This is a genomic window from Fredinandcohnia quinoae (assembly GCF_022427965.1).
Classification (GTDB): domain Bacteria; phylum Bacillota; class Bacilli; order Bacillales; family Bacillaceae_L; genus Ferdinandcohnia; species Ferdinandcohnia quinoae.
Genome location: NZ_JAKTTI010000003.1, coordinates 156,680 through 177,092 on the forward strand (window position 1 = coordinate 156,680; position 20,413 = coordinate 177,092).

The 20,413-nt window shown below is 36.3% G+C and carries 15 protein-coding genes and 1 riboswitch; of the genes, 4 read left to right on the forward strand and 11 right to left on the reverse strand.

Annotated elements, in window-relative coordinates:
- Positions 1–72: 72 nt before the first annotated feature.
- Entirely contained in the window at positions 73–765 is a 693-nt protein-coding gene (locus MJG50_RS04060; RefSeq protein WP_240252941.1) for an AIM24 family protein, read from the forward strand.
- 121 nt (positions 766–886) lie between these two features.
- Here the strand turns inward: MJG50_RS04060 and lepB are convergent, their stop codons facing one another.
- The 4 genes from lepB to MJG50_RS04080 form a co-directional block, all read right to left on the reverse strand.
- Positions 887–1,432: a signal peptidase I gene (gene lepB, locus MJG50_RS04065; protein ID WP_240252945.1), complete on the reverse strand. Its 546-nt coding sequence runs from the start codon at positions 1,430–1,432 to the stop codon at positions 887–889.
- 32 nt (positions 1,433–1,464) lie between these two features.
- Positions 1,465–1,653 (reverse strand): histidine kinase, encoded by a 189-nt coding sequence (locus MJG50_RS04070; protein ID WP_240252946.1) that lies wholly within the window; start codon positions 1,651–1,653, stop codon positions 1,465–1,467.
- A 328-nt stretch (positions 1,654–1,981) separates the two neighbouring features.
- Positions 1,982–2,737, reverse strand: a complete 756-nt coding sequence (locus tag MJG50_RS04075) for a hypothetical protein (RefSeq protein ID WP_240252952.1) — start codon at positions 2,735–2,737, stop codon at positions 1,982–1,984.
- On the reverse strand, positions 2,734–6,516 hold the full coding sequence (locus MJG50_RS04080; protein WP_240252953.1) for a DEAD/DEAH box helicase: 3,783 nt from the start codon (positions 6,514–6,516) through the stop codon (positions 2,734–2,736). Before MJG50_RS04080 ends, MJG50_RS04075 begins: the two co-directional genes overlap by 4 nt.
- Positions 6,517–6,920: 404 nt before the next feature.
- On the opposite strand from MJG50_RS04080, the gene MJG50_RS04085 reads away from it, so the two are divergent.
- The gene (locus MJG50_RS04085) at positions 6,921–9,554 is read left to right on the forward strand and encodes a tetratricopeptide repeat protein (RefSeq protein WP_240252955.1); all 2,634 of its coding nucleotides are present in this window, start codon (positions 6,921–6,923) and stop codon (positions 9,552–9,554) included.
- A gap of 114 nt (positions 9,555–9,668) precedes the next feature.
- On the opposite strand, the gene MJG50_RS04090 is transcribed toward MJG50_RS04085, so the two are convergent.
- Positions 9,669–11,594, reverse strand: a complete 1,926-nt coding sequence (locus tag MJG50_RS04090) for an ABC transporter permease (protein ID WP_240252957.1) — start codon at positions 11,592–11,594, stop codon at positions 9,669–9,671.
- A complete protein-coding gene (locus MJG50_RS04095) occupies positions 11,581–12,348 on the reverse strand; it encodes an ABC transporter ATP-binding protein (protein ID WP_240252959.1) in 768 nt (255 codons plus the stop codon). Before MJG50_RS04095 ends, MJG50_RS04090 begins: the two co-directional genes overlap by 14 nt.
- Positions 12,349–12,536: 188 nt before the next feature.
- Here MJG50_RS04095 and MJG50_RS04100 point away from each other — a divergent pair, with 188 nt between their 5' ends.
- Positions 12,537–13,208 carry a response regulator transcription factor gene (locus MJG50_RS04100; RefSeq protein ID WP_240252961.1) on the forward strand — a complete coding sequence of 224 codons (672 nt, stop codon included), beginning with the start codon at positions 12,537–12,539 and terminating at the stop codon, positions 13,206–13,208.
- Entirely contained in the window at positions 13,205–14,230 is a 1,026-nt protein-coding gene (locus MJG50_RS04105) for a sensor histidine kinase (RefSeq protein WP_240252962.1), read from the forward strand. The genes MJG50_RS04100 and MJG50_RS04105 overlap by 4 nt, the downstream gene beginning before the upstream one ends.
- Before the next feature lie 86 nt (positions 14,231–14,316).
- Here MJG50_RS04105 and MJG50_RS04110 read toward each other — a convergent pair whose 3' ends face one another.
- The 5 genes from MJG50_RS04110 to MJG50_RS04130 all read right to left on the reverse strand — a co-directional run bounded on the left by MJG50_RS04110 (position 14,317) and on the right by MJG50_RS04130 (position 20,411).
- On the reverse strand, positions 14,317–15,666 hold the full coding sequence (locus tag MJG50_RS04110) for a DUF5667 domain-containing protein (protein WP_240252964.1): 1,350 nt from the start codon (positions 15,664–15,666) through the stop codon (positions 14,317–14,319).
- 85 nt (positions 15,667–15,751) lie between these two features.
- A riboswitch (cyclic di-GMP riboswitch) is annotated at positions 15,752–15,835 on the reverse strand.
- A 176-nt stretch (positions 15,836–16,011) separates the two neighbouring features.
- Positions 16,012–17,889 (reverse strand): beta-N-acetylhexosaminidase, encoded by a 1,878-nt coding sequence (locus tag MJG50_RS04115; RefSeq protein ID WP_240252965.1) that lies wholly within the window; start codon positions 17,887–17,889, stop codon positions 16,012–16,014.
- Between the two features lie 114 nt (positions 17,890–18,003).
- On the reverse strand, positions 18,004–18,717 hold the full coding sequence (locus MJG50_RS04120; RefSeq protein ID WP_240252969.1) for an alpha/beta hydrolase: 714 nt from the start codon (positions 18,715–18,717) through the stop codon (positions 18,004–18,006).
- Positions 18,718–18,786: 69 nt separating this feature from the next.
- Positions 18,787–19,668, reverse strand: coding sequence for an ROK family protein (locus MJG50_RS04125; RefSeq protein WP_240252970.1), 882 nt, complete (start codon positions 19,666–19,668; stop codon positions 18,787–18,789).
- 50 nt (positions 19,669–19,718) lie between these two features.
- The gene (locus MJG50_RS04130; RefSeq protein ID WP_240252971.1) at positions 19,719–20,411 is read right to left on the reverse strand and encodes an N-acetylmannosamine-6-phosphate 2-epimerase; all 693 of its coding nucleotides are present in this window, start codon (positions 20,409–20,411) and stop codon (positions 19,719–19,721) included.
- Positions 20,412–20,413 lie beyond the last annotated feature (2 nt).

Consider the following 20,413-nt stretch of genomic DNA (forward strand, 5'->3'; position numbering starts at 1 on the left):
CTATTTTTCAAATTTTTTGAAACATATTTGTTCACACAGACGTAAATGTAGTAATTGAAAGGATGTGTTGGAATGAACAAATATTCAATCTCTGAGTTTATTAAAAATACAGCGCAAGAGGACAAAGGCGAAGGCTTCTTTGAATTAGAAACTCCTAGAATGCTTGAGGTCAATTTAAATGGGCTTGTGTGGGCAAAGGCAGGATCGATGGTCGCGTACAATGGAGGCATTAAATTTGAACGAGAAGGAGTTCTCGAGCATGGCCTTGGGTCAATGTTCAAAAAAGCGTTAACTGGCGAAGGTGCTTCATTGATGAAAGCAAATGGCCAAGGGAAATTATATCTTGCCGATAGCGGAAAAAAAATTATCATCCTTCATCTACAAAATGAAGCAATCTTTGTGAATGGAAATGATCTTCTTGCATTTGAACCTTCGATCAAGCATAAAATTAAGCTTATGAAACGTGTTGCAGGTATGATGGCAGGTGGATTATTTAATGTACGCTGTGAAGGAACTGGAATGATTGCGATTACCTCTCATTATGAACCACTTACTTTACGGGTAACACCAGGGAAGCCAATCATTACCGACCCAAATGCTACTGTTGCATGGTCTGGAAACCTTCAACCAGAATTCCAAACTGATATTTCATTTAAAACGTTCATTGGAAGAGGAAGTGGCGAATCGATTCAAATGAGATTTGAAGGTGATGGCTTTGTCATTGTTCAACCATACGAAGAAGTGTATATGCAGGCACAGAGTTAAAAACTGAAATAAATGTACTTTGTACATATGATAAGGAACGAAACAAGGGAGACGGCTCTTATGTTCATTCATTTTCGAACCGAATGGATTAGTGACCGCTCCCTTGCTTTTACACATTTTTTTAATTATCAATTATTTTCATCTCAGAAAATGGGTAAAAAACAATATTCGTTGTTCCTACTACCTTGTTCATTGGAATTGCTCCAATATGACGACTATCCTTACTAACCCTTCTGTTATCCCCTAAAACAAACAAATGTCCTTCAGGTACTACGTCACTTCTTACTGGAGTCTCTTGTAATGTAAATGAATTGGTAAGTGGTCCATCTATCACACCTTTTTTATATTCCTCCAAATACGGTTCATCATAAGGTATTCCATTTATATATAAAATGTCATCCTTATACTTAATACGGTCTCCTGGCAATCCAATTACACGCTTGATATAATCTTTATTTCCAGATTCATGAAACACGATAATATCAAATCTCTTCGGTTCACCTATTTTCATTACAATCATATGGGTTTGATCTTGTAAAGTAGGATTCATCGATGCACCTTCAACTATAGTAGGTGTAAAGACAAATATACGGATAATAATAAATAATAAAATAGCGATTAGAAGGGCCTTCAACCATTCCAAAATTTCTTCTCTATTTTTAGCCACGCTTTTCACCTAATCTCAACAAAATATTATTTTTATTGATTCCCTTCCCCTTTTGGAAAAAGAAAATAGGTTATAACTCCAGACAGTAAGGTAGCTCCCATTGCAATCAATAATCTGATGCTCAGGTCGATTTCAGCAAAGTCTTTATTAAGCATCCACATCGCAATCAATCCGACCATAATTGAAACCGGAATAACAACTGAAAACCTCTTAGAATTCATCTTCTAACTCCCCCAATCAAATGCGCCTTGGCGTATTTGCGCCCAGATTTTTTCGAGCTTGCTCGAAAAGCTTCCTTTAAAAATCTGAGGCATCCGCCGGAGGCTTTAACTTTATTCAGCTAAGAGTTTTACTCCAACTGAATTGGAAACTGATTTGCATTTAACTCACCACTTATAGAAGTGAGAGACTTCTGCTGAATAAAGTTGAAATATATGTATTGTATTCTATTATACACAGTAATCAATCTGAGTAGCTCATGAGTTTCCCATCAGCAAAAAAACACCTGCTCCCAGCGATGCTTTCATTCACTGGGAGTCAGGAGTTCGCTCATTCTTCTATCGGAACCCAAAGTTTCCGCCATTCCAGTCTTTCCTTTTCTTCAATACGTTTTTCAAGTACATCGTCCCAACGCCCAAGCCATGTATTCCAGACACGGGCATAGAACATGTCCTGTTCTTTATTGTAGATTTGAAATTCCAGGCATGGTATATGTTCGCCCTTCTGTTGTTCGAAGCTTTTTACTTCTGACACTACAATTTGAAAGCCGTCTTCTTCGATTTCAACTTCTCTTTCAGCGAGCACTTGCAAGATTCGATCAGCATTGATAAGGTTCTGATTGTCTGCATATCGGAAAAGCTCCAATTCTTCGTTTACTTCTAGCAGTGTTTCCGTCAGATCTGGCCAAAATTCATCATGAACAGGGCTATATGAAAGCATTGTTAACTCTTCGTCCATTTCCTCTACAATGATTCCAGTTAACAGCTGCTCATGCCCTTTTGAAGTTAGCTTGTAGATTTCCTTTTCCAGTCGGATCAGGCCCATGCGTTCCATTTTTGTTAGCAAATCTGCAATGAATAACTCCTCAACTAGTAATAACTCGGATAAATTAGCTGCCCGCCGGATTTCAGTTTGTTCAAATGTGAGAAGCATCATTTTTATAAGGATATCCATCTTGGATCGCTTTACCCGTGTAAATGCTACATCATAAGTGATTACCGGTAAATTCCACATCACAGTCTTCTTAATTTGGATGTCTGGATTTTCTTGTAGGCTTGATTGTAACTTCTTTGTTAATTTATTCATGCCAAACTCACCTCTTCAAGCATTCGCAGGCCTTGTTGTTTTTTCACTGTTTCAAGTACACTTGAGTACATATGTCTCGTGTCCTTATGTTTCGTCCTCTCGGTAAACATCTTCGTACTACCAATTAACACTAGCAGCTCTCTTGCTCTTGATAAGGCAACATTTAGCCTTCTGTAATCCTTCGCAAATCCGATATCATCTTGCTTATTATCATGATTTCGCACCATACTTAGTAGAATCACATCCATTTCCATGCCTTGGAATCTATCCACTGTTCCTGTACGAATCGTTAAGTGAGGCAAGTGAAGCTCCTGATGAATCATGCGATCGAGCCTTTTCACCTGTTCTCCATAAAAGCTAATGACACCAATGCTTTTTGTCTCATCAGTGACCATTCTTCCGGCTTGCTTTGCTAGTCCCACCGCTTCATTCAATTCCGTAAGCATCTCACCAATCCTACTCAATTCCGCCGGGTTATAGAGGCTTTTTCCACCTTTCATTCTTTCTTCAAAAAACGCAGGCTCGTTCGGCATATCTACCCACAATAAGTGATTGTGTCGCTGAATGTGAGTCGATTCTAGCATATGATCTCTCACCAAATCAGAGTCAGTCAAGCCACATTGAAGTCGATCGTCTTCCTGCTCATAAAATTGAGTAATGGTTTCCATAATGCTTTCGTGCATTCGATATTGGATTGCGAGCATCGTTTTATTACTTTTTGGCAGATTTTTAAACAATCGTTCAAACAACGACTCTTTTAATAGCTTTTCTAATTCAGCTTTTCCTTCAAAATTATCACTGTCTTCCGCCATTTCCTGTAGCGTTTCCTCCAAAGTATCATTTCCTAATAGAGGTGGTAGCTGATGGTGATCACCGACTAAAATGATTTTTTTCCCCTTAAGCATCGGCAACAGCAACTCTGGCGGGGTTGCTTTTGATACTTCATCAATAATGACCACATCAAATACAGGATAGCTTTCAATAAAATCCTTGCGAGCAGATGCCACACAAGTTGTTCCAATGACATTGGAATGCTTTACGTAAAGCTTGCGAATTTCGTTCAAGTCATGATCATTGGCTTCTTCCAGTAAGGAAAGCCACTTCCCTTGGATTGATTGGAATAGGGGCAACTTTTGTCTTTCCTGTTTTAATGACTCTCGTGTAAATGAGATACTCGCTAATTTCGTTAACACTTTTTCATGCTCAGCTTCTGGCACAGTCGAAAGGATTTCCTGTAAAGGTTCTAGTTCTTCTTCCTTTTCCTTAAGCAGCTTAGTCATTTGTTCTAAGCTGGATTCAATTTCTGCCCGTTTCTGTTCCACTTCTTGAAGCTGAAGCTCTTCCTTTGCTCGTTTTTGAACATTCATTTCAACCCGAAGCTTCGCTTGCTCGAGCTGTTCCTTCTTTTTTTGTAGGTCAAGCACTTGCTCTTCTCTTTGATACAGCAATTCCCTCCCATTTGGAATGAACTCAACGGATTGGGACATTTGCTTTTGCTTGTCTTGTAATCTCGTAAGCTTATTGCCCTGCTCCACCTTTTCCCTTTCATACTTTTGATAGATTAGTTTATTATCATTCTGAATAGGCTGGAGTTGATCAATCAGTTCCTGCTTCAATTGTTGGAGTGCTTCCTTCGCCATCTGGATATATGTTTTAAATGGCTTCAAACGTTTTGCTTTTTGCCAAACAAATAGTCTTCTCCCATATAATCCTTCAAGAAATGCAACTAGCCTTTGTGAGTGTATTGGTTGGTTTCCTTTCAACTCATTTCTAAGCTTGTCTAAAAACTGATCAATCTCCACAGCAGAAGTCCGATTGATCAATCGCTGTTGGATCTGGTCGCTTGAGATGTGCTGACGCTTCAAAAGCTGTTCAACATATAAAATTGCTCGATTGATCGTACCATTATAATTCTTCAATTTATCCAATTGGTCAATGTTTCCGCGTATGTCATCGAACTGATCAATTAATTGTTGAATTCGTAAAGTTCGATTAATATTTCTCTCGAGGATGATCCATTTTAAGCTATCGATTTTTTTGACAGCTATAATTCTTTCTATTAATGAATTGGCCTGTTCTACTTCCTTATTCCATTTTTCATATGCAGATAAAATCTGTTCCATCTTTTGGTTATTTTCATTCAATTCGCCTTCAAGATCCTGTAATTCAACACTTTTTTGCAATCGTACTATTTCTTGCTGATGCGTTTCCCACTCCGTTTGAATTGCTTCTATATGTGGCTCGCCTGCAAGAAATGTTTCATCTTCTTCAATATTGTCATTCAATAAAACAAGTGTTTCCTTGGACTCCTCTATCTTACTTAAAGCAGCCTGCTTTTCCTGCTCTGCAGCATTTATATCCTTATTATACGTATCAATGATTGATTGAATATCTTGATGCTGCTGCTCTGCTTTCTTCTTCGCTTCAAGCTCTGTCTTCACTCGTACAAGCATCTGCTGGAGCTGCTCATACTCCTGTTCATTCTCCATCCATTCAACCTCTAATTCAGATTCTCGTTGTTTACGAGCTTCGAATTGAGTTGAAACTTCCTGTAGTGTATGGTCTTTCCAATATTGACCGACATTTTCCTCAATAAACTTTTTTCCTTCTTCTTCAATACTTTCCGTTCGACCTACTCTTAGAATGCGGATGTCTTTATTTGCTAGCAATCGGCCAAGGGCGTTATCGACCGCTAAATTTGACTGTGAAGCAACCAAAGTACGCAGTCCCGCTCTTGCATTTTGGAGACAAATTTCAGAAATTACGGTTGTTTTTCCGGTTCCAGGTGGTCCTTGAATGACGTATAGGTCTTCCGCAGACATAGCCCCTATGACCGCCTCTTGCTGAAACTCGTTCAATCGATTATGGAATTGTAATGTTGCTTGTTTTTTAATCTCTTTGACAGGGGGCTTGTTTTCAAATAAAAGGCGTTCAAGCTCTGGATTTGCAGCAAGTCCGTTCTCTAATTGCTTAAACCCTTGCCGTAATCTTTTTACCTGGCTTAAGGTTGCAAAATTACTAAAGATGACTTCCTTAGGATGGTTATTAAGACGCTGCTTCCGAGCCTGTTCCTCCATATAACCGTGTAATTCAACTTCTACGCTAGAAGTAGATCGATTTGCCTTTAGCACCTTACCGATATCCTTGTCAATTCCTTTAAGTTTAACGCTCAAATCCTTGAGCAACTTCCATTCCTTTTCATTCAACTGACAGCCGATAATGGTTACTCGGGTGAAATCATCATTGTAGACCAACTTCGAATAACGAGTGGTCATATCAGGAATATCAGCAGTTCGCTCCTGAATTTTCAAATACCCTTCCCAGCTTGCAATCCGTTTTTTCACATACATGGAGCTATCCTGTGCAACCGGCATGTTATGAATTACATCCAACAAATCAAGTGAAACCGGTTCACTACGCTGATTATTGAAATCAAACATGATATTGGCTGGTCGTCGCCAATTAGATTGTAATGGAAAATGTGCTGCTCTCGTCGTCACATTCGTCACAATAAATCGATCAGGCTGCACGACACAATGAAGAACAACAACAAGCCCTTTACATGCAGCTGCTAGACTAACATTCGATGCATTGTCTAGAAACAATGCAGCCGATATAATTCGATCAGCTGATTTCGGATATTTTTCAATATAAACGTGATACGATTTTTCCAATAAAAAAAACGTTCGCTCATCTAAGCCGAGCTCCCGTATCTTTTCCTTTGCCGTATTGGTCAAAGTTATCAGACACCGAAATGTCATATTCTGTGTCTTCACCATGTGTCCACCTACTTTTAACACGAAAACGTAATTTTTATATAAGAATTATAGCATACTCGACAGGTGCTTATGGGGTGTAAACAATTGCCACAAATAAAAATAGTGCCTAATCTCCGTTGTAATTACGATTTAAAAAACTGGATACCTCTCATTCGAATAGTCTTTTTACTGACAAACCCACAACTAGACTTTCCAACAACCGACATTAACTGAACCGTTGTTACGTATTTATTTATAATAGGGATGAAAATGAAACATCACACATTGCGGATTTGACGCATAGGACGTGCTAATGCAAAAGCATTCCTTGCAACAGACGCTTATCCTTGAAGTGGGAGTAATACTGCATATTAAGTAGGATAGACATGCAGTGGACTCCAGTAAGAAAGTTTGGAGGTTTGTGTATGACATCTGAGAATGAATTTATAACGAAGACGTATTATCAGGCTTTTATTTTAGAAAATGACAAGAGGCATCCAATTGAGATTCTTGGTGGGGCTTACTTAGCTGAACAGGAGAAGGAGCTATACGACCTGTCTTATATACGTTTTGCACAAGGTGAAGTTTATTTTCACCATAAGGATTATGAAGCAGCCATATATAAATGGGAGAATATCGATAACGACCTGGCACCATGGGCTAAAAAGAATATTGCCGATGCTTACTATGAGCTTGGGTTACTATCATCTGCGGAAGAGGTTTATAGCTCTATTTTATCAAACAATAAGATTCTTAACAGTGAGGTTTCATTAAATCTTTTCACACTATACATCGAGGGAAATAAGCTAGATTCCGCTTATCGTGTATTGCAGGAAACGATTAATGAAAATCCCGATTATCCTAATGTAACAACAATTGCAAAGCGTTTTTATGAGGAGCAGGAGGACTGGAAAAACGCAGTTGAGCTAGCAATCAATGAAGCTATGCGAACTGAATCCATTGAATGGTTTGATAACCTAATTCATTACAGCGAGGCCTGCCACAATCGTTCATTTTCACCGGATATTTTTATTCCCGTCTTACGGATGCTATATGAACTTGACCAGCCAAAATTTAAACAGCTTACAGCTTTCATTTGGCAAAGTTATCAAAATTCATCCGATTATTTAAACTGGTTAGACTCCATCAATCAAATTATGAAAGATTTAGAGATTGACCCTTATGATTCTTGGCATAAGATTTCAAACCTGTTTGAAGAATCATATATTGAATTAACGACGGGAGAATATCTATTAAGTGATATCGGGACAATCATGCCAAAGTTAATGATAAATTGGTTTAATACGACCACAACATCGAATGGATTGGCCGCAGCTTCTGCCATCGTTGCGTGGAACGATATTTTCCCTTCAACAATCAAATCTGTCATCGTCAAAGAAGCAGCAATCATCCTAGAAAATGTACATAATGATGCATTAACCTTCGATGAATGCTACCATTTTATGAGAACAATGATTGAATGGGCAGGGAAAAATAATATCGAAACAAGTAGTCGTTTATTATGGGGCTTTCAGCAGCTTTTTGATATCGATGCTACAAACATTCTCGTACTTGGTAAAGGAAAAACTACTTTTCTTAACTCCATTTTAGGTGAGGAAGTCGTTAATTCTTCACTTACTAATTTTATGAGCATTCAATTTGGTGTTGAGAAGGAAATTTCGATGGTGACCGATAGCGAACGCTTTCCACTAACTACATTGGATAATGTCACAAATCAAGACTCAATCATAGAAATCAAGCTACCTTCTTCACTTCTCCAAAGATCAGGATTGAAGTTAAAAACAACCGGTGCATACGAGTACTTTACGGAGAAAAGGAGTACATTTGGTTATTTACCTGTGGTTGATGGTGTTTTAATTGTAAGTAGTGGCGAAACCCTAAACGGGAATGATTTTGACTATTTTGCACAAATTCAGCATTCTGTAAAAGAAACTCCTATTTATTTTGTATTACCAAATATATTTGACGTTGAGAAAGTAAAAGAATACTTCCCTCACGCTGTTATTTTAGATTCCCGTGCTGCAAGAAATAATGAGATACTCAGTACGATATCGTCAAGCCTTGTTCAGGAAAAAAATAGCAATCGAATTGAAAAACTCCTGTTTTTACTTAGAAAAATGATTACTAGTTTACTAAAAAAACGGGTCGAAGCAGAAAGCAAACTTCAAGAGTCAATCTCACATAATGAAGAGTTCATTGCTAGACTTTCTGGTTTTGTAAATAGTCTAAGCGATAAAGAAATTGAGCAAGGTCAAGAGATTATTGAATCATTCGACGCGGTAAAAACGGAGGTCAACAAGGTACTATCTGAAAAAATACCGAAAATACTTAAAAACTGCTCAAATTATATAAAAGAAGATAGTAATTTTAACCTGATACACATTGAATTAAATGAAAGAATGAATGAGGAGATTCAGAACCTTATAGATCAAGAGATAGGACCAAGTCTCTCTACATCTCTTCAATCTTGGATCGGAAATTCGAATCAGAAGCTATCAGAAACCCAAGCCTATCTTGATGAAATGAAGAATTCACTCGCTGAGGGTTATCCGGATCAGGAACTTCACTTACAATGTGACTTTAAAGTGGTTGAGGACTGGCATCGAGACATCAATCGAATGACATACGGTATTCAAATCGAAAAGGAAAATATCATGCTTCGCCACAATCCTGTTCAAGTATTGCTGAAGAGTGCCGGAAAAGTGTTAAGCTTACTCCCTCAAAAACAGCAAGTATATCTATATAATCAGTATAAGAAATATGTTGAAAATGAGTCATATGATGATATTAGCGAATCCATCCAAAGGAAATTTTGGCTGCAATTCGACTTTTTCAAAAAATCACTAAAACAAGACGTCAATCTGTTCTATCAAGAGCCACTCAACGAATTATCTCAAACAATTGCAGAAACAATGGTTCGTGTAGAACAAAACCAACAATCCCTAGCTAAAATGAAATCAAACCCAGAAATCTACTACGATCCATTAAAACTATTCGAAACACGTCTCGTTCAATACGAAAGAATGAATGTAAGATGATTGGAAAACCGCAGGGCAGTCCCTGCGGTTTTTCCATTGGTTTCTGATTTTAACCTGAAGAACCGTCCCTTTGGTTTGAATTGGAGATCAGGCACTGAATTGAGTTATCTTACACTACTTATTCACGATACCGTTATACGTGTTTACTGTTAATAGATAATATCCGATATATATGCCGATAAAGGCGACCATAGCAGTTATCATAGGTACTAGCATATTTGTTCCAATGAGGTTCGACATGAAATTGCTAGTAAAATATAAAATCGCACTGCCGTGTAAGATACCTACAGTTAGGGGTAAACCAAAAACAAAAAGAGTCTGTTTTTTTATTGATTTTCGAATATCCTTTTTACTAACACCAATTTTACGTAAGATTTCATAATTTGGTTTTACTTCATTGGCCTCTGTTAACTGTTTAAAATAAATGATACTACCTGTTGCAGCTAAAAATACTAGACCTAAAAATCCAAAAATAAAGAGATTTAGTGCATTGCCTTCTTTTCCAGACTTATAATCCAAATAATAGGCAGAAGGTACTTGAAAATCCTCACCAATGAGTGCACGTAGTTTCATTGAGGTTACTTCTGTCGTCTTCTCATCCTCTACCTCGTAGGCTTTATAGACGAGAGGAGTCCTCTGCTTAGCAGCCTCATTAAAGATTTCATCATCCACGATTACAAAAAAATCTGGATAATCAAAAGGGAGAATGCTTCCTTCGACCATATCAACAAAGGTTAGTTTACTTGTATCTTCTATATTCGGTATGGTTATTTCTTTTCCGTAAAAATCTGAATCCGTAAATTCTGTTAGTCTTGGTTTTACAACAGCTACCTCATCTTGCGACAGGGAAACATTCTGATCCCTATTTAAAGCATCTGACACTTGATTATAGGTACTCTCAGATATGAGTTTGAAGGGCTGTGCTTCATATCCTAATTCAAAAGAAAGTTCACCATCGACTTCGATTACGGGAATTGTAACCTTAGCCATTACAGGATGTTTTTCATCTTCTTTAATTATTTCCTCTATGGTCGTATCGAATTCTTCCCCTTTAGACAAATGAGAATAGCTGAATGGAACCTCTTCCTCCGAAGCTTTTTCATTTCCATAATAGCCACTATATGTTGCACCGAACAAACTAATTGTAAAGGAACTTAGCAATGCGATGATTGTAAAAGTACGAGCACTTCCTCTCACTCGATGCATAAGCTGTGAGGTTTCGATTAAGTTTGTTCCTCTGTAATAACGGGCCTTATTCTTTTTCGCTACTTTTAGTAAAAATACGGTTACCGAACTGAAAAATAAATGTGTTCCAATGATAAGAATAAGTAAGGCAGAACCATAATTGGTAAAAACATAGGTACCTGTAAGCTCTTCAGGAAAAGGTCTTAAAATTAACCAATAGCTTACTGTAAGTAGGATGATACCAATGATCGTTGAGACGAGAGACGTCTTTGGCTCTACTTCTCCTTTTTTCTCTGCATGAAATAATTCAATTAACTTAAATTTATAGATTAAGCGATATCCTTGAATCGATGTAAATAAAATAATGACCATAAATACAAGAACTGTCTGAAGGATGGCTTCAAAGGATATACCGAAGTCAACTTCAGCCGTTGCACCCATTAGCTTAATTAATACCATTGAAAACAATTTTGATAGTAATGTCCCAAAAAGAATTCCAATCACTAATGCAAGCAATCCCATTAATAAATTTTCATAAAACAGCATTCTTCCAATCGTTTTCTTACGTAAACCAAGCATCGAATACAATCCGACCTCTCGTTTCCTTTTCCTTGTAAAAAATGCACTCGAATATAAAATAAAAATGGCTACAAATATAAGTAGTACGATCGATGATGCTAGAAACAAAAATGCCATTGTTGCAGACTCAAGGATATTGTCTAGAATTTTTTCATTATATTGCAAAGATACAAATGTGTAGTAAATAACAATACTAAAAACGAATGAAACAAAGTATACGAGATAATTTTTGAAGTTTCCTTTCATATTCTTTGTTGCCAAACTAAATAACGTCATTTGCCCCACCTCCAAGTGCAGACAACACATCTAATACCTTTTGGAAAAATTCCTTTCGTGTTGATTTACCTTTTACAAGCTCGGTAAATAGTTTTCCATCTTTTATGAAGATCACTCTCTGACAATAGCTCGCTGCAAATGCATCATGTGTAACCATTAGAATGGTTGCATGATCTTGTTCACTTAAATTCTTTAAGCTTTCTAATAGATCTGTCGCAGATTTTGAATCAAGTGCACCTGTTGGTTCATCAGCTAACAAAAGACTTGGTTGGGCAATAATCGCACGTGATGCTGCTGTTCGTTGTTTTTGACCACCTGAAATTTGATAAGGATATTTATCTAAAATAGGACGGATTCCAAATCTATCGGCAACTTCATCAACCCTCCGCTCTAGTTCCTGAACATTCATTTTTGCTAGAGCTAGTGGTAGTATTATATTTTCCTTAACGGTCAACGTATCTAACAAGTTATAGTCTTGAAAAATAAAGCCTAGTTTATCCCTACGAAAGAATGATAGCTCATCTTCATTCATTTTGATTATATTTGTACCGTCAATCCAAATATCACCTGATGAAGGTTCGTCAATTGTCGCGAGAACATTTAATAACGTTGATTTCCCAGCACCTGAAGGTCCCATTATCCCGACAAATTCACCTTCTTGAACGGTAAGATCTATCTTATCCAATGCTGTAAACACATGCCCTTTTGCCCCATATACTTTTTTTACTTGTTTTGCTTCTACAATTCTTTTCATCTATTTCATTCCTCCATTTAGGATGCTTTCATTTGGTATGCTTCTATCATATAATAAGCAACCATTATCCAAACTTACGATTTTGATGGCTAACCTTACAATTTTGTCACCACGATGCAAATATCTTTGTAATAAAGTAAGATTAGTTTGATAACGTACTACATTTTTTAATAATCTGGAGGTACGCAATGAAAATAATGATCATAGAAGATGAAGTAACAATTAGAGATATGTTAGCAGAAACGATCGCCAAATGGGGATTTGAAATACATACACTAGGTAAATTTGACAACGTATTACAGGAATTCCTTAATGAGCAACCACACCTACTATTATTGGATATTAACTTACCCTTTTTTGATGGGTTCTATTGGTGCAATAAAATAAGAGAAGTTTCCAAAGTACCGATAATTTTCATATCCTCACGTAATACTCCTATGGATATGATTATGGCTATGAACATGGGCGGCGATGATTTTGTTCAAAAACCATTTGATACGGATGTTCTCATGGCTAAAGTCAATGCTCTTTTACGACGTTCCTATTCATATATTGATGCACAGCCCAATGTTCTCGAGCATGACGGTATTGTTTTAAATCTTAAGGACTGGGACGTATTGTATGGAGAGCAAAAAGCAGATCTGACAAAAACAGAATTTATCATTTTGCGGCTTTTGATGCAACAAAAGGGGACAATAGTAAGTCGAAATAAAATTATGCGAACCCTTTGGAAGGATGAAAGCTTTGTCGATGATAATACTTTGACAGTTAACATTAACCGACTTCGCAAAAAGCTTTCTGAGCTTGGAAAGGAAAACTTCATTACGACCAAAAAAGGGGAAGGGTACTTGATACAATGAGTTTTACAGAATATATAAAAGATAAACGTTTTTTCTTAGCCTTCTTCCTTCTGATCATGGTGTTTGTATCTTTGATCATGCTAGTAAGTGTAGAACAAGATAATATCATGAACCATATACTTTATACTAATATTAGCTGTTTCTTTTTTATGGGTTTGTACATCATAATCGGTTATTATTATCGCAGGAAATTTTATCAAGAATTCACCACACTTATTGATAGTGGACAAGAAGAGGTTATGGCACTCATGCCAACTGCTCAAAATTATGAACAAGCACTATTCCTTAGCCTTTTTAAAAAGGTAATTGAGAATAACGCACATCAATTTCAAAAGCTATATGATGAAAAAAGAGAACAACACGAGTTCATTCTCTCTTGGATACATGAGGTAAAGCTACCCATTGCCGCAAACCGCCTTCTCTTGGAAAATAGTGAAGGAAAAACAGTGGATTACCTGGTTGATAAATTCGAGGACGAGCTTGATAAGATTGATCAATACGTTGAGCAGGCCCTTTATTATTCTCGTATAGATTCATTTTCTAAGGACTATTTCATTACGGAGATCCGTATCAATCAAATTATTAAAAACAGTGTTAAAAAATATTCTAAGCTATTTATCAATAAGAGGGTTCGAATCGAAATGGATGAAACCGAACAACTCGTCCAAAGTGACAGCAAATGGTTAGGCTTTGTCATCGACCAAATCCTTGCGAACTCATTAAAATACACAAATGATGGTGGGAAAATTTCATTTCAATTTGAGGAAGATTTAAAAGAAAAAAAGCTTCATATTGAAGATAATGGAATTGGTATTACACCCGAAGACATCAATCGCGTATTTGAAAGAGGTTTCACTGGTTCGATTGGTAGAAGTCATGCGAAATCTACTGGGATGGGACTATACCTTGCTAAACAACTAGCAACTAAGCTAGGACATAATTTAACAATTGAATCTAAAAAAGGGGTGTATACAAAGACTACCATTCACTTTCCTAAAATAAGAAATTATTATGATTTATGAAAATGGGGGACCCGGGTGCTAAATACGTTTCATTTGGATTAAAAGTAAAATAAAAAGAGTAGGATTTTTACCTACTCTTTTAATCATTACTTGTCTTCTTTATCCTTTTTCTTTTCCTCTTGTTCTTTATTAGCCTTTTCTCGTTTTTGCTCTTCGGCTTTCTTTAATGCTTCTTGTTGTTTTTCTTCAGCTTTTTTTAATTCTTCCTTAGCTTTCTCTTCTTTCTTCTTTACTTCTTCACGCTCTTTTTCAGCACGTTTCTCTGCTTCTACAAGTTTACGCTCTTCTTGTTTCTTTACTTCTTCACGCTTACGCTCATCAGCCTTTTTAGCCGATTCCTCTTGTTTTTTTAATGCCTCACTCTGTTTTTCTTCAGCTTTTATACTTGCTTCTTTTGCTTTATTTTCATTATCCGTAACTTCAGCAAGTTCTTCGATTTTACCCTTATCTTTACCTTTTTCAAGAGCATCCTTGACCACTTCATCTGCCTCTTCATTGATTTCTTCAAGTAGTTCTTCTTGCTTTTCAGCTACGTTTTCATTAAGTTCAGCAAGTTCTTTTTGATATTCTTCTTCATCAATGTCACCAGAAGACAGTTTTGATTCTAATTCCGCGCGTTTTTCGGATGCTTCATTTTCTTTTTCTTGAAGTTTAGCTAATTTCTTATTAATTTTCTTCTCTAACTTTTCTTGAGCTTTTACAATGTTCTTTTGTAAAGCTTCTTTTGCTTGAGGGTTTTCTATTTTATCAAGAGCAGCTGTTAGAGCCAAAATGTTGGCAGAGAATTTGTCCTCAAGTTCAGCTCGAACAGGATCTTTTGAAGCCTGTTCTTCATCAACTTCACCATCAACAGTTTCTGTTTCAGTTGTTTCTTCTGTTGGCTCTGCATTTTCATAATTTGCTAGAGCTTCTTCTTGTTGTTCAATGGCCTGTTGAAGTGCCTCTTCAGCTAGGTCTTCTTCACCCGCAGCAATTAACGCCTCTGCTTCTTTAATACGCTCTTCAACAAAAGATGCAAGTAATTCAGCCTCTTTTACATCATCAAATGTTAAAGCAAGTTGCACATTTTCGCGAAGAGTTTTAAAGAAATAGAAGAAATCGCCAGGAAGTAGGGATGGCTCTTCTGTTTCTTCCTCAGTTGACTCCTCTGCTTCTGGTTCTTCTGTAACCACTTCATCTGTCCCTTCAATTGCACCCTCTTCAGGAGTCGACTCTATTGCATCACCCTCCGGAATTGGTTCAACTGTTGGTTCTATTGTATTTTCAACTGTTTCGTCTTGTTGAACAGTCTCCTCTACCTGAGTATCTACTGGTTGGTCAATATCTTCTGCAAAAGCTTGTCCATTTCCTAACGTAAAAGCAAAAGTCGTTACAACAACACTAGACACAATTACATTACGCATGTTTTTGTTAAATGAAAAATATTTTTTTGACATTAAAATTCCCCTCCAAAACAAGTTTATTTGTAAAGGAAGAATCTTGAATTAACTCTATTAACTGGAGTCTTTTCTCCATTCTTCATTTGGTAGCCCAGCCATCTTAGTAAATTACCGTAGACCTGTAACTTTGCGTCTTTACCTTTCGATAAATTTGCCCTTTTCAAATGAGGAACGTTATTTTTTATTTCCGTTCACCATTCGTATGATAAATATACTGTATAAAGTGGAAAAGGTGTATAAGTAATTATTTCCAATGGATAATGTTTTGGAACAATCTTATAGAAAGAATAAAAAAACCATCCTCAGAGTAAAACTTTTTCAAGGATGATTTAACTTATTAAGTTAAAAATTACTTGCAGTTACAATTCGATTGTAAAATTCCCTGCCGAGTGTTACCTTATCTGGAAATTGTTCTGGACCATCAAAATAAAGCCGATTTTCTTCGAGTTCTTCTATTTTAGGAATATTTCCATCTAACCAATCGCTAAGTCTATGGATAGCTGTCTCAATACGTGTCAATACCCCACCATAGCGAATATCCAAAACCTCCCACCCGAAGGCTTTATTAGTAGAAAACCACAGGTTTCGATGGCTCTTACGAAGTTTTTCAACCTGCTCCACAAGGGAATCTAATAATACAAGATATTGCTTAACTTCACTTTTATCTTCCTTATCATAGGCTGCTTTTATCTTGATGCCAATTTCAGCTTTCGTACTTAATACTCGTGCAAGTCCCTCATAAAAGGTAAATAAATATTTCATGTCATGTTCATTTTCTTTTGCCAACTCCAGTGGCTTTATTAAGCTATTGTAATGCTCTTCCATAGGTAATCCATGAATGTTCTTGTCATACAAACCTATTAAGATATCTTGCCATAGTAGAAACTTTGAGGGATTAGAAGAATAAAGATTATCCTTCATTACACCTGGTGTTTCATCAAATGCATTTAAAAGTAGAAAATCATCAAGTCGATATCCTGTACAAAAGTGGAATCTTTCCTCTAAATCCTTCCGATTTACTTCTTTATGATACGTATATTCGGCATATAATTGAAGGCCAGGAAGAGCAGTTTGAATTGGTGTCTCCGCTCCATTGTCACCCCACATTGTGGCGATAACTTCCTTTATTCCAGCTTTTCTACATGCTTTTAACGCTGATTCTGTAGTTACAAACATCCTCCCATAATTCGGTGATATCCCATTCCAAGTCCACAGTCCGCCCGCAAAAATCGGATCAGACACCAGCTGTTTATGACTATGAAGCATCTTCTCATAAAAATTCTCATCTGGATGATAATAATCCCAATAAACCATTTGAACATCAGGTATCGATTGAATTACGTCTTCGGGTATCCCTGAATCTAAGTCGTAATAATTACCTTCTTTCGATGCTAGGCGGAAGTACATATCACTCCAAATCATCGGTTGTAAACCAAATTTCTCAGTAATCGAGAGTACATTTCGAAGATGCATATTCATAATTTCAAATCTATTATGATATCCATTCTCTTCTATATATTTACCTAGACCGAGCTGTAATGCTTCATCCATTCCTATATGGATCCTTTTTGATCGGTATGGTTTCGTTGCAGATTCGATTATCTTACTTAAAAATTCATAGGTTTTTGACTCACCCACTAATAAAATATCATCAGTATCCTTAATATCGTTAGCATATCCCCATTTTAGGGCTTCTTTTAAGTGAGCTAATGTTTGGATACAAGGTATCATTTCGATTCCTATTTGATAGGCATATTCATCACATTCCCTAATTTCTTTTTCTGTATATCTTCCACGCATATAGCCAAAATAGGGTAGATCTGGCACTTCATACGTTTCTTCAGTGTATACCATTAACATATTTAGACCCATAACCGACATTTTACGAAGCAGCATTTTAATCCCTTCTACGGTTAAAACTGCGTTTCTAGAAACATCGACCATTGCACCACTAGTTTCAAATTGAGGTTCTTCAATTAAATTAAATTCTTTCTTTTTTTCAAAGTTTTGTAGCCACAAACCCAAAGCACGAAAAAAATGAATCCTTTTTTCAAAGATAATTTGTCCTTGTCCTTCACTGTTCTTAATTATTAACGGTCCTTTGCGTTTCAGGACCTCAATTGGATACCCATCCTCTGCTAACTGCATTCCAAGTTCATTAGAAAGAATGGATATTCCTTCTAAAACATCTGTTATCTCACCTATCAAATGTATTTTCAAAATGGAACCTCCTTTATCATGCCTCATTCGTTGGCTATCATCTTTTTTCTTATAATTACGATAAAGTAACTACGAAAGATTTTCCGCCATCAAACTTTAAAAGAATTCATAATACTATGTCTCGATGAAAAATCGCAACGCATTTGGTAAATCCTCTTCCCAAACTCGCCATAAATGATGTTCCTCTACTTCTTTATACTGAAGATTTACATCTTTTAGCGATAAGCTCTCATACAGTTGACGATTTCTTGTTAATATATATAATTTTTCATTTGAAATCGAAGATATAAAGTCATCCTCGTGTAATCCTACTGTTTGATAGACATTCCATTTTGGTTGTACTTTTTCTAACTGTAAAATATCATCTACCGAAATAGCTGCCGATTGAAGTAATAAATGAGTCCATATTTCAGGCTTTTCCATTGCAATGTTTAAACATATATTTCCTGCTAAGGAATCTCCTAGAAGTCCCCTTTTTGATATTTTCATATGTAAATTTTCAATTGTTTTCTCAAATTTAGGAATAAATTCGTCATTCATAAAGTGTATGTAATTTATAAAAGAATTCCCTTTCCTGCTAAAGGATTCCCATCTTTCAATTGAACTCCCGGGATGGATCAGTACAAAAACTAGATGATTAGTTAATTGCGGATTCATTTTTATCAAATCTTTTATCGCAATTTCAATTCCTCCAAGTTCTATATAATCCATTCCATCTTGAACATATAATACATACGCATCCTTAATATTTTCGCTTGCAGTCAATACAGTGTACTTAATTGATTTGTTCAATTTAGTACTATAAAAAATTTGATCTATTTTATTCAATTTACTTAGCCCCTATATGCTTGAGGATTAATAAGCATAATCATATTTTTATAGATAAAACACGTCTGACTAGCTAAAGCTATGTAATGAAATAGCACCAAACAATCCCGCTTTGTTACCAAGTTTTGATTTCAATATTTTTACGTCTGAAAAACTATCCATAATTAATTGATGAACTTTTTCGGATACTAGTTTCACAGATAACTCTTGCTCCATAATTCCTCCTCCTATAATTACACAAGGAGGATTGAAGATATGAACTAAACTGGCGATTCCAAGAGCAACTTCATTTGTCCATTTATCAAATAGATTACATATACTTTCATCTCCACTTTCAATCATGTTGAAGAGCGCTCTACCATTCGTACAATTTGAATTTATCTTTTGAGCTTCCAAGATTAAAGCGGTAGTGGAACCGTAGCATTCATAACATCCCAATTTTCCACAATTACATTGAAGCCCATAAGGATGAACAATCATATGACCGAATTCACCTGCAACTCCATTAAAGCCCCGGTGCAGCTTTGAATCTATAACAATTGCCCCACCTATACCTGTACCAAATGTTAAAAAGATAAAATCCTGATAATCCTTGCCCGCTCCATAAAATTTTTCACCAAGTGCAGCGGCATTAACATCGTTTTCGACTTTTACAGCAACATTAAACCGCTCTTCTAATATGTCTTTTATTCTTGTGCCAGTATAACCTGGTATATTTTCATTTGCATAAACGATATAGCCCTCTTTACTATTTACCTGCCCAGCAGTACTAATGCTTATTGCATCAATACCCGGATATTGGGCAATGATATGCACCAACTTTTGGATTATATATTGCCCTCCTTTTAGACTCTCCGTTTCAATCTCTCTAAATAATTCAATATTCCCATTTTCATCAGATATACTGATTTTTATTGCCGTTCCCCCAATATCTGCTGCAAATATTTTCAAGAGTCTCACCTTCTACTATTTTTACAAGTTTTCTTCCCCAAAAATTAGATTCAGTCTTGTATTGCTTGTAAAAATCTTTTTGTAATTTCTCTTGGGCGTGTTATCGCTGAGCCAACGACTGCTGAATGAACGCCTGTATCAAATACCTTTTTTAATTCCTCGGGAGTTGATATTCCGCCCTCAGCAATCACGGGTACTTTTAAAGTATCAACAAATTGTTTTATAAGTTCAAAATTGGGTAATTCAACATCCTTTGTATAGGATGTATAGCCCGCTAAGGTTGTACCGATAGCATCAAATCCTAACTTTTCTGCCTTGATTCCTTCATCAAGTGTCGAGCAATCAGCCATAAAAAGTTGATCTGGATACTTTTCCCTAATCATAGGGAAAATTTCAGAAATAGTTGTACCATCTGGTCTTACTCTCCCTGTTGCATCTAATGCAATCATATCTACTCCTTCATTAATAAGGAGTTCAATTTCATTCAATGTTGGAGTAATAAATACATCCGAATCTTTATATTCTTGTTTTATAATACCAATTATTGGAAGATTGGTGACTTTTTTAATTTCATTTATGTCTTCAACACTGTTCGCTCTTATACCACTTGCACCAGCTTCCACTACAGCTAAAGCCATTTTACTCATTATAAAAGGACTATGCAGTGGCTCATCAGGTAAGGCTTGGCAGGAAACGATTAGTTTTCTATTTACTTTTTCAAAAAAATCCCGGTTTTTCGCCATTA